13 protein-coding genes are annotated in these 14,002 nt (G+C 39.7%); 5 read left to right on the top strand and 8 right to left on the bottom strand.

From position 1 onward, the window contains the following. From AC1M9H_RS13010 to rimI, 3 genes are all read left to right on the top strand, one after another. A partial coding sequence (locus tag AC1M9H_RS13010) for an EF-Tu C-terminal domain-related protein (protein WP_019509660.1) occupies positions 1-91 on the top strand: 91 nt, incomplete at its 5' end. Between the two features lie 208 nt (positions 92-299). Beyond that, the gene (locus AC1M9H_RS13005; protein ID WP_035267371.1) at positions 300-1,181 is read left to right on the top strand and encodes a metal-dependent hydrolase; all 882 of its coding nucleotides are present in this window, start codon (positions 300-302) and stop codon (positions 1,179-1,181) included. 104 nt (positions 1,182-1,285) lie between these two features. Continuing rightward, positions 1,286-1,744 carry a ribosomal protein S18-alanine N-acetyltransferase gene (gene rimI / locus AC1M9H_RS13000; RefSeq protein ID WP_481591951.1) on the top strand — a complete coding sequence of 153 codons (459 nt, stop codon included), beginning with the start codon at positions 1,286-1,288 and terminating at the stop codon, positions 1,742-1,744. 14 nt (positions 1,745-1,758) lie between these two features. Here rimI and AC1M9H_RS12995 read toward each other — a convergent pair whose 3' ends face one another. The 3 genes from AC1M9H_RS12995 to trxB all read right to left on the bottom strand — a co-directional run bounded on the left by AC1M9H_RS12995 (position 1,759) and on the right by trxB (position 4,386). Next, positions 1,759-2,574: an arginyltransferase gene (locus AC1M9H_RS12995; RefSeq protein WP_481591894.1), complete on the bottom strand. Its 816-nt coding sequence runs from the start codon at positions 2,572-2,574 to the stop codon at positions 1,759-1,761. Between the two features lie 17 nt (positions 2,575-2,591). Continuing rightward, positions 2,592-3,323 carry a leucyl/phenylalanyl-tRNA--protein transferase gene (aat, locus tag AC1M9H_RS12990; protein ID WP_481613552.1) on the bottom strand — a complete coding sequence of 244 codons (732 nt, stop codon included), beginning with the start codon at positions 3,321-3,323 and terminating at the stop codon, positions 2,592-2,594. A gap of 115 nt (positions 3,324-3,438) precedes the next feature. After that, the gene (trxB, locus tag AC1M9H_RS12985; RefSeq protein WP_035267378.1) at positions 3,439-4,386 is read right to left on the bottom strand and encodes a thioredoxin-disulfide reductase; all 948 of its coding nucleotides are present in this window, start codon (positions 4,384-4,386) and stop codon (positions 3,439-3,441) included. Between the two features lie 261 nt (positions 4,387-4,647). On the opposite strand from trxB, the gene AC1M9H_RS12980 reads away from it, so the two are divergent. After that, positions 4,648-7,800 (top strand): DNA translocase FtsK 4TM domain-containing protein, encoded by a 3,153-nt coding sequence (locus AC1M9H_RS12980; RefSeq protein WP_481613549.1) that lies wholly within the window; start codon positions 4,648-4,650, stop codon positions 7,798-7,800. 44 nt (positions 7,801-7,844) lie between these two features. Here AC1M9H_RS12980 and AC1M9H_RS12975 read toward each other — a convergent pair whose 3' ends face one another. Continuing rightward, positions 7,845-8,942: a helix-turn-helix transcriptional regulator gene (locus AC1M9H_RS12975; protein ID WP_481587885.1), complete on the bottom strand. Its 1,098-nt coding sequence runs from the start codon at positions 8,940-8,942 to the stop codon at positions 7,845-7,847. 239 nt (positions 8,943-9,181) lie between these two features. On the opposite strand from AC1M9H_RS12975, the gene AC1M9H_RS12970 reads away from it, so the two are divergent. Further along, positions 9,182-11,521 carry a YadA-like family protein gene (locus tag AC1M9H_RS12970; protein WP_481613548.1) on the top strand — a complete coding sequence of 780 codons (2,340 nt, stop codon included), beginning with the start codon at positions 9,182-9,184 and terminating at the stop codon, positions 11,519-11,521. Between the two features lie 112 nt (positions 11,522-11,633). Here the strand turns inward: AC1M9H_RS12970 and AC1M9H_RS12965 are convergent, their stop codons facing one another. The 4 genes from AC1M9H_RS12965 to minC form a co-directional block, all read right to left on the bottom strand. Next, the gene (locus tag AC1M9H_RS12965) at positions 11,634-11,921 is read right to left on the bottom strand and encodes a PA4642 family protein (RefSeq protein ID WP_035267385.1); all 288 of its coding nucleotides are present in this window, start codon (positions 11,919-11,921) and stop codon (positions 11,634-11,636) included. A gap of 188 nt (positions 11,922-12,109) precedes the next feature. Then, positions 12,110-12,382 carry a cell division topological specificity factor MinE gene (gene minE / locus AC1M9H_RS12960; RefSeq protein WP_035267388.1) on the bottom strand — a complete coding sequence of 91 codons (273 nt, stop codon included), beginning with the start codon at positions 12,380-12,382 and terminating at the stop codon, positions 12,110-12,112. Positions 12,383-12,384: 2 nt separating this feature from the next. Further along, entirely contained in the window at positions 12,385-13,197 is an 813-nt protein-coding gene (gene minD / locus AC1M9H_RS12955; protein ID WP_035267390.1) for a septum site-determining protein MinD, read from the bottom strand. Between the two features lie 61 nt (positions 13,198-13,258). After that, positions 13,259-13,972 (bottom strand): septum site-determining protein MinC, encoded by a 714-nt coding sequence (minC, locus tag AC1M9H_RS12950; protein WP_180000266.1) that lies wholly within the window; start codon positions 13,970-13,972, stop codon positions 13,259-13,261. Between the last annotated feature and the right edge of the window lie 30 nt (positions 13,973-14,002).

The raw sequence follows: 14,002 nt of genomic DNA, 5'->3' as shown, positions 1-14,002 counted from the left end.
CCCAATCGCAATGGACCCAGGTCTACGTTTTGCGATCCGTGAAGGTGGTCGTACAGTTGGTGCTGGTGTTGTTGCTAAAGTAACTGCATAAGTATTGATTGTGTGAAAGAAACGCCCCTTTGGGGCGTTTTTTTTATGGAATCTATAAAATTGTTAGACAATAAGAGTTGTAAGCTGTCCTTAACTGATAATGATGTGACCTATAAGGCATTTATCATAAAAATAATAAATCACTAAGATGAAGTAATGAAAAGAATCATAAAACTAGATTTGGATAGATCCCGAATAGGAGTCCAGCAATGAATGCTAAAGTAAATATTACAAATCGTGCCGGTGCATCATTTCCAGTACGTCGTATGCAATTTGATTTTGATCACGTACCAGAATATTGGATGAATGGTTCAGCAGGATTAACTCATTTCATGACAGCGTTATCTGCATTATTTCCTGCAGGTGAAAAATTCTTTATCGATTCAGTCCGTGCAGTTCGCCAACATCCAGCCATTAAAGATAATGAAGATCTCCAAAAAGAGATTTCAGCATTTATTGGTCAGGAAGCAATGCATACACATGAGCATGCTGGCTTTAATGCATCAGCACAAAAATTTGGTCATGATGTTGCTGCACTTGAAAAAGCCACAGATACGGTCATTCAAACTTTTCGTAAGTCAGCTAGCACCGTTATGAAACCATTTGGTATTTCACAAGAAATGATCGATCTGATGGGAACGACTGCGCTAGAACATTTTACAGCAACCATTGCCTCAGAATTATTGCGTAACGAACATATTCAAGCATTAATGACTGATGAAACAATGGCGACGATGTGGGCTTGGCATGCCATTGAAGAAAATGAGCATAAGGCTGTCGCATATGATGTATTTGAAGGTGTGTTCGGTAAAGGAATCAAATCTTATCTTGCTCGAACATCTTCTTTAGTGGCAGCAATGGTTGTGCTATTCATGGTGCAGACTTATTTTGTAGCGCGTTTATTGAAAGACGATAAACAGTTAAATATTGCATCTTTGAAAGATATTTATACCTATGGATATAGTCCATCTAAAGGCATTATTTCTGGTATGGGTAAGGAAATGTTGGCTTATTTTAAACCAGGCTTCCATCCGAATGATTTGGATACCGTGGGTTTATTGGCAACATGGAAAGCAAAACTCGGTTTTTAAGTATTTACTTTTGTGCATTCGGGCAGCGTAAGCTGCCTTTTTTTATTTCATTTATTTTCGAACTTTCTATAATGTACTAACTTAAAAAATGTAATGTAATGATTATGATTCGACCGATGCTGACATCAGATGTTGAAGTGGTATATGAAATTGAAAGTTTGGGGCAGACGCATCCTTGGACAAAAAAACAATTTTCAGAAGCGGTTGATTCATATCAATCCACAGTGATTGAATACCAGAATCGTGTTGTTGGTTTCTGTATTTTACAGCCTGTATTGGATGAAGCAAATTTGCTGTTGATGGCAGTTCATCCGAAAATGCGTGGAAAAGGGTTGGGATATCAATTGCTTGAAGCTTCAATGGCTCAACTCAATAATGATCCCGTACAAATCTTTTTAGAGGTCCGAGAAAGTAATAAGGCTGCGATTGCACTATATGAGAAATCCGGATTTCATCAAATTGATATGCGTAAAAACTATTATCCAACATTAGATGGTGGAAAAGAGCATGCCATCATTATGGTAAAGGCATGCAGTGATAATTTTGCAGATTTATTCAAGTGACAAAATTCAATACCCTACTTTACAATAAAGTTATTCCATTCAGAGGGAAGTGTCGTCATCAGCATATGACCTAATTGATCGATTTCTTCGTTGCTGAGCATTTTATTAACACGTCGCCATTGACCATCCAGTAATAATTCAAAAGGCGCATATTGGGACTTATAGTTCATTTTGAATGAATGGGGTACCCAATATCCTAAATATACAAACTCTTGATTGTGCTGCTTTACATATTCAATTTGCTTAAGGACTGCAAAAACACCTAAAGAACGTTTGGATTCATCTGGATCAAAAAATGTATAGACGGCGGATATTCCATCATCTAATACATCGCAGGTTGAGACACAAATGAGTCGATCATCTTTCCAAAGTTCTATAAAGAAACTATTGCTACAACTGTGAATCAAAAACTTCTCGAATTGATCATAGCTAGGGGGGAACATATCTCCATCTGAATGACGCTCATTGATGTAACGTTCATAGAGTTGATAGTGTAAATCAGTAGCATCTTGAGTTTGGGTTATTCTAACTTCTAAGTCTTGATTACGTTTCCAAGCTTTCTTTTGTTGACTGTTCATTTTAAAAGCATCAACAGGTACACGACATGAAAGGCATTGTCGACACAAATGACATTCAGGTCGATAGACAAAATCTCCGCTTCTTCGAAATCCTACACGAGACAATTCTGATAAAGTTACAACGTCGATTTTATGAGCAGGATCTAAAAAGACCATCCGTGCTGATTTCTCGGGAAGATAACTGCAGTCATGCGGTGGTGTAATGTAATACTGCAATTCATTTAATAGGGACTGGGGTTGATAAGAATTCATATTGTCCCTCCTATTTCTCAATCCATGAGTCGTTGATCAAATGCTATTGTTTTACTTGAAAATACACCGTCTTTATACTTTTGCCAATCAATCTGAGGCTGTTTTATCACATCTTGTAACGAATTAAGGTAGTCTTGGCGAGAAATTGTGCAAGCACCTAAGCTCATGAGATGATCATTCACCAATTGACAGTCAACCCAGGGTGCCTGGTTTTCAAGGCTGATCAACATGAGGGTATAAAAAGCCATTTTTGAAACATCAGTCTCTCGACTAAACATGGATTCACCAAAAATACCCTGACCTATAGAGACACCATACAGCCCGCCGACAATCGAATTTTCTCTGCGTACTTCGACACTATATGCATAGCCTGACTCAAATAATGAACAGTAACCCTGAATGATATCTTCATTAATCCATGTTTCATTGGCATAACTTCGTGGTAATGAGCAAGAACGTATCACATGTTCAAAATCACGGTTAATGGTAATCGTATAATCATGTTTTTTCATGTTACGAATGAGTGATTTACTTGGATGGTATGACGAAGGGTAGATAATGCAGCGAGGTTCTGGACTCCACCAGCAGATCGGCTCACCTTCGGAAAACCAAGGAAATAAACCATATGTATAAGCTTCATATAATGTAGAAGGGGAGAGGTCAGCACCTATACAGATTAGTCCTTGCCCTTCGGGATCGGATTCAATTGGATTAGGGAAAATAAATTCAGAAGGAGGGAGCATAGGGATTAAGTTCTAAAAATAATAATGAAAAACCGCAGATAAAAATGTTTAAAATGATTATGCCAAGTTGAAAGAATAAAAAAACCACCCGAAGGTGGTTTTTTGGGTTTTTAAATAAATATTAGTTGTCTAAATATTTCTCAGCATCCAATGCAGCCATACAACCTGAACCTGCTGATGTAATTGCTTGGCGGTAGATATTGTCTGCAACATCACCTGCAGCAAATACGCCTTCAACAGAAGTCGCAGTTGCATTACCACGTGTACCACTTTGAACTTGGATATAACCATCACGTAGTTCAAGCTGACCTTCAAACATTGCAGTATTAGGTTTGTGACCTATAGCGACGAACAATCCAGTCACTTCAACGTTTTGAGTTGTAGTATCAGTTGTAGATTTCAAACGAACACTAGTAACGCCATCTTGAGGGTTCCCAAGTACTTCTTCAACTTCATGGTTCCAGATGATGCTGATTTTGCCTTCTTTCTCTTTTGCAAAAAGATGATCTTGAAGGATTTTTTCAGAACGTAATTTATCGCGACGATGTACAAGTGTTACATGTGAAGCAATGTTTGATAAATAAAGCGCTTCTTCAACCGCAGTGTTACCACCACCGACAACCATGACTTTTTGATTTTTATAGAAGAAACCATCACAAGTTGCACACGCACTCACACCTTGACCCATATAAGCAGCTTCGGATTCTAATCCTAAGTATTGAGCCGTAGCGCCTGTTGCAATGATCAAAGCATCACACGTGTATTCTTCCATATCACCTTTTAAAACGAATGGACGTACATTTAAGTCAACTTCGTTAATGTGATCGTAAACCAATTCAGTACCAAAACGTTCTGCGTGAGCTTGCATACGCTCCATTAAAGCAGGACCTGTTAAGCCTTCAGGATCACCTGGCCAGTTATCAACTTCTGTAGTTGTGGTGAGCTGACCACCCAATTGCATACCAGCGATCAAAGTTGGTTTTAAATTTGCTCGTGCAGCATATACAGCTGCGCTATAACCTGCAGGACCAGAACCTAAAATAATCAATCTTGAGTGACGAGCGCTCATGTATAAGCATCCTTTTAATTTGATATATCGATTTACTGAAAATTATACGTGAAACTTCACCACAGTTGTGTGGAATGAATGTGGATTATATTGATCAACTAAATCGAATTGAGCTATATAGTTAAAAGTGTTAACAAGGAAACCTTAGAAAGCTGCACCTTTTTTTAATGAACAGGTGCATAATAGTAAGTTTTCTATAATGAAGAAATTGTTCCATTTCAACATTAGAACATTAATGAATAATCGTTTACAGGACAGTATATGACTGCGGTGTCGAGTGTATATGCACAGCGCTTAGTTTTAACATTCTTCTTAATATCATTTGGTATTTATCTGTTTTTAGCAACAGTGACTTATACGCCATTTGATCCGGGTTGGATGCATATTTCGAGTGATACTCAACAAGTTTCAAATGCAAGTGGTGTCGCAGGTGCTTGGATTGCAGATCTCTTATTTGGATTTCTGGGCTGGGCAAGTTTACTGATCCCAATTTATTTATTCATTGAAGCGATTCAAGTGTGGTGGCCAAGAAGTTTTTTGAGTCGTCCATTTCGTTTTGCTGCTCAATTTTTCATTCTACTTACCGTCGCGAGTTTGTTTTATTTACTTTGGTCAGTGCCTGCAGATACGCTTGCTAACGCTTCAGGTGGAATCATTGGTTACGAATTGGGTGAGAGTTTAAAACAGCTTTTGACGATTTATGGCGCTGTTTTTTTTCTGATCGTACTTAGCATCGTTCTAATCACACTGGCTTTTGGTATTCAGTGGAACAAGACATGGTCTACTTTGAAGGCGACACCCGCTTATTTGCAAGATTTATTCTATAAAAATGTACCTGAGACTGAATCAGCTTATGATTTGACGACTCAGCCAAAAGCGAAAAAAGAAATTGAACCTCCTGTAAAAGATTCAGCTCCAGTCCCTCATCAAGCTGAGCTCAATGATGTCAGTCATTTAGAAGAAATAGATCAATTACAAACGCGTCATGAACGTACTGCTGAAAAACTATTTGAAGATATGCGTTTCCAAGAGTCTCAACAAAATCATCGTTTTGATGAAGATGATGAGGCAGAGCTCGAGCGTACCATCGCGAAAGCGCATGAGTTAGAGCGTGAGAGTCAACGTATTGTTCCAACGGGTGAAGTTTGGAAAGCCTTGCATAGCGATGAAGATCATAAAAGAGAAATTGATGAGCTTTTGCGCGCAGCAGAGGAGGATCAGCTTGATCAACGTACTTCAGAAATTAATGATTTAAGTAAAAACGTTCGAGTAGAGCAGCGCTCAACTGTTCAAGATACTGCTTTGGACTGGAATGATGATCAAATCTTTGATGAATTGCTTGAAGTTGTTCCACAAGGACAGCACGCCAAAGATATTCATACTCCTTTTCATCATCAAACAAATCCTTCAGGTCAATCTGCTGATGATCAAAATACAGCATCCCTAATCCAAAATACCTCAGCTATTGGTGCAAGTGCTGTATACGCAAGTCAATCGAGCGCAGCGGCGGAAGCGATCACTAAAGCAGATCTGTTAGCTTCTGAGCTTGATGGTCTTGCATCACTTGCGGATGAAGCAGAAGCTTTGTCTAATCCAGAGGTCAAGCGTCCAAATTTGGTGACGCCAAATATTAAATTTATGACTTCACCTAAGTCAGATACAGTCGCAGAATATGAATCAGAGCAAGACACTATTGCCCCATCACCACAAAACATTGTTGAGCAAGAGGGATCATCAATTCCTGTTACTAAAGTGAGTGATGAGGAAAAACAACGTATATCTTCAGATAAAGATGCTTTTAGAGAAGCTTGGCAAGAAACGGTAGGTAAGCCTGAAGTTGAAGAGGATGAGTTTGATTTCGATGCGCCATTAACAGATGCTGCTGGTCGTCCAATGTCTCGTGCAATGCAAGTTGCGGAGCGCCGTAAAGATTTATCACCACTTCCTGGTTTGGATTTACTTGATGAAGTAGACCCAAACAAAAAAGTAAACTTCACTGCAGAACAATTATCAAGATTATCAGAACTGTTAGAAATTAAATTACAAGAATTTAATGTCAAAGCGAAAGTGATTGAAGCTCAACCGGGTCCAGTCGTGACCAGATTTGAACTGGATCTTGCGCCTGGTGTGAAAGCCTCGAAAGTAACTAATATTTCTCGTGACTTAGCACGATCAATGTCGATGGCATCAGTACGTGTTGTTGAGGTGATCCCTGGAAAACCTTACATTGGCATTGAAGTTCCGAATAGTACACGTGAGATGGTGCGCCTGATTGAATTGGTACAAATTCCAAAATTTAAGGATCCAGATGGAATCTTATCCATGGCCATGGGTAAAGATATTTCTGGCAACCCAGTCATTACTGAGTTGGGCAAGGCACCACATATGTTGGTTGCCGGTACCACAGGTTCAGGTAAATCTGTTGCTGTAAACTCGATGATTCTATCGATGCTTTTAAAATATACGCCAGATCAATTGCGTCTTATTTTGATTGATCCTAAACAACTTGAATTGGCGAACTATAATGATATTCCACATCTACTTACACCAGTTGTGACTGACATGAAAGATGCGGTCAGCGCTTTAAACTGGTGTGTGAATGAGATGGAACGTCGTTATAAGCTGATGTCGTTCTTAAAAATACGTAAATTGAGTGACTATAACCGTAAAGTTGAAGAAGCAATTGCCAATGGTGAAGATCTATTTGATCCAACTTGGAAAGCCAGTGAGTCAGTTGCTGGAGAACGTGCACCTAGACTTACACCATTGCCTTCGATTGTGATTGTTGCAGATGAATTCGCAGATATGATCATGCAGGTGGGTAAGAAAGCGGAAGAGATGATCACTCGTCTAGCTCAAAAATCACGTGCTGCAGGCATTCATTTATTACTTGCGACACAGCGTCCATCCGTCGATGTAATTACTGGCTTAATTAAGGCGAATATACCGACGCGTGTTGCACTTCGTGTAAACTCTAAAATTGACTCGCGTACGATTTTGGATGCGGGTGGTGCAGAAGATTTGCTTGGACATGGTGATATGCTGTTCTTAGGACCAGGTAAAATTGAGCCTGAGCGTGTGCATGGTGCATTTATTGCCGATGACGAGGTGAACCGTATTTGTGATGCATGGCGTGAGCGTGGTGCACCAAACTACGTGGATGAAATTCTCACCCCATTTGATGAAGAACCAGCATCACGTGGCTTTGAAGATGGGGATGGTGCTTCAGACCGTGACGCACTTTATGATCAATGTGTTGCTTTTGTTTTGGAAACCCGTAAAGCATCCACATCATCTTTACAGCGTAAGTTTAGTCTGGGTTATAATCGTGCCGCACGTATTATTGACCAAATGGAAGAAAACGGTATCGTGAGTGCAATGGGCGCAAATGGTAAACGTGAAATTTTAGTTTAACGAAGACTGACTCAGAAAAAGCAACCATAGGTTGCTTTTTTTATTTAACTCAAAAAAGTGTTGTTTTTGGGGGTAGTCCATTGGCTGGCAAATGTGATCAGTTCACTCACAGAGTGAACATTCAAGCTTTGATAAACTGACTTGACACAATCTTTAAATACCGCAGGGCTAATGGATAATTTTTGTAAAATTTCACTTTTATTCATGCCTGTAATTAACGAAAAAGCCACTTGGCATTCTCGGGGGGATAAATCAAGTGCTTCTAGTTTTTTTAAAATAATGAGGGAGCGTGGTAATGAGCGCTTTAAGTATAAGGCGATATTTGTATCGGTTGTATTTTGACTACTTAACCATTCAGCACGAAGGGTTAATATTCCATTAGGAATGGTCAAACTAAGCTTGGGGATTTGTTGCCCATATTTAAGCTCATTGATGACTTGATAGCATGATTTTGGCAACGCTTTATATGGTTCCCAAAATTCATAATGTATCGGGAAGAGATTCAGTAAATCCTTTGCAGCATCAGTCATCATGACTAAATCATTTTGAGAATTCACGATTAACAACGCTTGATCTGATTCAATTACATCGTCGCCATCCTCCATTTGATTGTTAAGCGCATATTCGATATAGACACCAGCTTGTTCTAATAAATGATGATCTTGTAATTGGAAGGGGTGTGACATACGCCTATAGAGGGTAATACCTCCTGCAGGAATATGATTGCGTTCTAATCTTAGATCTAGTGTATGGTGAAGACCGCTTTGGCGCACAATCATCTGGTAGGTTAAGCTATGAAAATACGGATCATCTGGGCGTAAAAGATTTCCGACTTTGGGTAACATAGGGCAGTTGAGCCAGCGGATATGGCTTTCGGTTTTTAAGTTTAAGAATAATTCAGTATTTTCTTGGACATACCTCATCGACTGAGGGTTAAGATTTTTGTAATACAGTATATAAGGTTCACCATTTGGATAGGTCAGTGCCATACCGTAGGCATCATGTGGAATCAAAAAATTCAAATAGTCAAAAATACTGGGCGCAATGGTAAGGAGCGGAAGTTGAGTACAGCAAAGATTTCTCAGGCGATGGAGGGTGCCGAGCCTTGTTCGATCACTTTTACGAAAACTTATTGAATTCATCTTCGATTGAACTGTTTTGATTATAACAAATTCAAATTATAGATTTTTTTAAAAAAATTGAGATAAAAAAGTAAATATTAATCATTTTTTCACAAAAATATTTTTTTCATCCCCCCTTAAAGGGGGGCTTCTAGATTATCAGCTTTATGGTTTGATTTTCCTCATTATAAAAGGTCTTTCTTGCAAACTATGGAAAACCTGCAAGTGACATGACCATGTCAAAAACTAAGGGGAATTACATGAACCATATATACCGAGTTATCCGTAATCGTATTGGAAAATTAGTCGTAATAGGGGAACTTGGACGTACACGTTTTACACAATCTTTAAAAAATATTGGAATGACAACAGGTTATCTGATTTTAATTGGGGCATTAACCGCAATGACGAGTCAGGTGCAAGCTGATGAATGTGAGGGTTCAACAGGCACAGCGACGAATTCAGACACTACATCTTTCATCTGTGGTGAAAATAACTCAGTGGTTGCACCGAACAGTGTGGTTATGGGACAAAGCAATAACGTCAATATTGGGATGAATCATACTGTTTTTGGTTTGAATAATACGGTGACACCAAACGCTGTAACGACAACGCAAAATAATGTGGTCATTGGAAATCAAAACACAACGCATCATACAAGTAATATTGCCATTGGTAATAATCAAGTGGTTAAGGGGGAAGGGAGTATTGCGATCGGTAGTTCAAATACTGCTGAAGGGGGTATCTCTATAGGTATTTCAAATTTAAACTCGTCTGTAAAATCTGTTGTTGTTGGTATGAATAATATTCACGACGTCAACACTAATGGCTCGATGATTTTTGGTGGATTTAATGAGGTTGGTGCGACGAGTTCTCATATATTTGCCTCCAACAGTAATGTGCAAGGTCACACTAATGTGGCTGTCGGTGGTTCTATTATTATTCGACCAGGACCAAATTATACATCCGTAAGAGAGTCAGTCGCGATTGGTGAGCTGAGTCAGGTTTATGCGAGCAACTCTGTTGCTTTAGGTAGTGCATCGGTTGCAGATCGAGAGAATGTTATTTCAGTCGGTAGTGATCAATTAAAACGCCGAATCATGAACTTAGCATGGGGATTAGATACTCATGATGCTATTAATGTTGATCAATTGACAGCCAGTTTACAAAGAATTCTGGGTACTGGGGTGACTATGTTTCAGGGGAGTGTGATGCCCCTTTCATTTGAAATGCAAGGCTCTACATACCAAAACGTAAATCAAACAATTAGAGGGATTGATATTGAATTTACAGCGTTAAAAGACCGAGTGTCTGCACTCGAAAATAATGGTGTTGGTGGTGAAACAGGTACAGGTACCACTGGACCAGCTGGACCAAGTGCGTACGAGGTTGCTGTGAGTAATGGATTTGAGGGCTCTGAAACAGATTGGCTTACATCATTAAAAGGTGAAAAAGGCGATAAGGGAGATAAAGGTGATCAAGGTCCACAAGGATTGAAAGGTGACAAAGGGGATCAAGGTATACCAGGTACAAGCGGTGGACCTGGTGGCGGTGTAGGACCACAAGGTGATAGTTCTTACCAAGTGGCGGTGAATAATGGATTTGTAGGAACAGAGCAAGATTGGCTGACGTCACTCAAAGGAGATAAAGGTGACCAAGGTCCTCAAGGATTGAAAGGTGATAAGGGCGATAAAGGTGATCAAGGACTTCAAGGCTTAAAAGGTGACAAAGGATTTAGTGCTTTTGAGATTGCTGTACAAAATGGCTTTAATGGCACCGAACAACAGTGGCTAACGTCTTTGGCTAGTGGTGGAACTGTCGCAATATCTGTTGGAACAAATCCTAGTGAAAATGCAATATTACCAAATGCAACAGGTGAAGATGCTCTTGCAATCGGAAGTTCATCAGTAGCATCGGGTCGTGAGAGTATTGTTATTGGGGCTGAATCACAAGTCGCTGGTGAACATGCAACAGCTTTAGGAAATCACAATACGGTTACGGGTGAAAATACGCATTCAGTTGGTAATTTCAACAATATTTCAGGAAATAGTACTGTAGCTCTTGGGAATAATATAACGTCTGACGCAAATAATGCTGTTCTTTTAGGAAATGCTTCGTCTACCGATCGGGACAATACGGTTTCAGTGGGTTCCTCTACGCAACAGCGCCAAATTGTTAATGTGGCAGCAGGTACAGCGGATACCGACGCAGTCAATGTAAAACAAATGCGTCAAGCAGATCAGCAAGTTTTGAGCGATGCACAGGAATATACGAATATACGAACCAATGAAATATTGAATCAGGCCAATGAGTATACTAGTCGACGTGTAAATGCTTTAGAACAGAGTTTTGCCGATGAACGACGTGACACTCGAGCAGCTATTGCAGCATCTTTGGCTGTCGCTTCATTACCCCAGCCAACTTATGCTGGTGCAAGTATGTTCAGTGCAGCTGCTGGTACATGGGATGGTGAGCAAGGTATTGCCATTGGATTTAGTGGGGTTTCTGAAACGAATCGCTTTGTCTATAAAGCATCTGGAACCGCAAGTTCACAAGGTGATGTTGGTGGTGCTATTGCATTGGGTTGGCAATGGAAATAATCTAAGTTTCACCCAAACGTAAAAGTAACCTTAATACGAAACTATTTTTTAACAGGTATAAGATAGATTTAAATCAAAAAAGCCTGCTCAAGCAGGCTTTTTTATCTGTTTTTTAGGCAAATTTTGCTAAAACAGCAAGGAATTCTGCACTTTGGCGTGGGAATTCTGCGATCACATCATGAATACGTTTGCCTTCAGGATTTTGAGCGTTAAGATCACGACCATCTGCTATAAATTTAGTGAGTAAACGCTCATAGTCATTAGCACGCATATGTTTAAAAGCATGATAGAGAACATGAAAATCAGCGTTTACACCTTCAGGAGGTAACTGATTTAAATAGGCAAAAACACGCTCGTCTGACCATTCTTCATTGAACGTGGCTGGCTGTGATAATGCCATCACAATCTCCTTGGTATTTTTAATCAATAAAAAAGGGCAAAATATGAGACTAGATGAGCAAAGCACTGCTTTGTCTAGTCGCAAGACTTGAAGCTCTGCTTCAAGTGGGCGGAATATAGCTAATAGCCTATTTCTGCCACTCTCATATTTTGCCCTGATTCAATTTGCTTGACTAATCAAAAATCAGATTAACGTTCTTCAGGCAAATTGATATTCATTTCTAGCATTTCGATATTTGCTTCTGAGCGAACCGACATTTGTATATGCTGTTCATCTACACCACGCACATAACGATTCACAACTTGCATGATTTCTTTTTTCATTAAATCAATTTTATCTTGGCTTAAACGCTTACCTAGACCATTTTCAGATGCCACGATAACTTTTAAGCGATCTTTAGCTGTTTGTGCACTTGATGGTTTGTCATCACTACTAAAAAGTTTACTCCAGAATCCTGCCATCTTTATGCTCCAAATAAACGTGCTAACCAGCCTTTCGGCTTCACAGAGATGTGACGATATGGACGTTCTTCACCAAGGAAGCGTGCAACAAGATCGTCATAAGCTTGTCCAGCTGCTTCTTCAGTATAAAGAATAACAGGCTTACCTTCATTCGAAGCTTGTAACACGCTTTTACATTCAGGAATTACACCGAGCGTCGGCACGCGAAGGATATCTTTAGAAATATCATCGACTGTTAACATCTCTTGTTTGTCAGCACGTTCAGGGTTGAAGCGTGTAATACAAAGATGCTTACGAATACGACCTTCGTTATTTTCTACTTTCTTCGTTTTACTGTCCAACATACCAATAATGCGATCAGAATCTCGGACAGATGAAATTTCAGGGTTCGTTACAATGATTGCTTCATCAGCATGGTACATTGCTAAAATCGCACCACGTTCAATACCTGCAGGAGAGTCACAAATGATGTAGTCGAACTCTTGAGAAAGTTCGTCCATAACACGTGCAACACCTTCATCGGTCAACGCATCTTTATCACGGGTTTGTGATGCAGGTAAAATATATAGATTTTCGATTTCTTTATCGCGAATAAGTGCTTGTTGTAATCTCGCTTCGTTATTTAATACATTCACAAAATCATAAACAACACGACGCTCACAACCCATGATAAGGTCGAGGTTACGTAAACCTACGTCAAAATCGATTACAACAGTTTTGTGGCCACGAAGGGCTAAACCTGTTGCAAAAGATGCACTGGTAGTTGTTTTACCTACGCCACCTTTACCTGATGTTACGACAACAATTTTCGCCACCGAATCCACTCCTGTTATGTTTATCCCCAATACTATAGGGGTTCTCATGTTTAGTTATACATTAAAATTCGAGTGCTTCAAAGACAAGCTCTTGAGCATCATTTAAATAGATATGTACTGACTTTTTTAGCATATGTGGTGGAATATCATCTGCAACACAATATGTTCCTGCGATAGATACTAATTCAGCTTCTAAAACATGACAGAAAATTCGTGCTGCTGTATTGCCACCGGCGCCGGCGATGACTCTACCACGAGCAGAGCCATAAATATGTATATTTCCTGAAGCGATGATTTCAGAGCCACTATTAATTCCAGCAGTTAAAATAATATCGCCGTGATCTTGTACCAGACATTGTCCTGTTCTAAGCACTTCATCGTGATACGAAGTTTTATGTGTGGTTGCAGGAGCTATGTGTGTTGGAGCCTTCTCAGCTTCAGGGGTATTTGCTGGGGCTTCTACCACTTGTTCTTTTGTTGCTTTGATGCGCTGCAAAGGACGATCAGCCGCAAGAACTGGGAATTGGATCGCACGTGCTTCATCACCCATTAAACCATCAACGACAGCCATGGGCTGTAACCCTAAACTGATGACCAATTGAATGAGTCCAATGAGTTCTTGTTCAACGGTTGTGTCTAGAATGACAAGCGCACCTTCATAAGAGGTTTCACTCATCATGGCACTTAATTGTTGGCGGATAACATTATGATCATTGGTGTCAAAGGTAATTCGGGTAAAATTCACCATTCTACCGGTAATCCGAATATCTGCCATATTCATTCCTTGCTTGCTTCGCGCTTTATA

It is taken from the genome of Acinetobacter sp. ANC_7512 (assembly GCF_056779935.1).
This window is presented reverse-complemented; position numbering and strand designations above follow the sequence as displayed.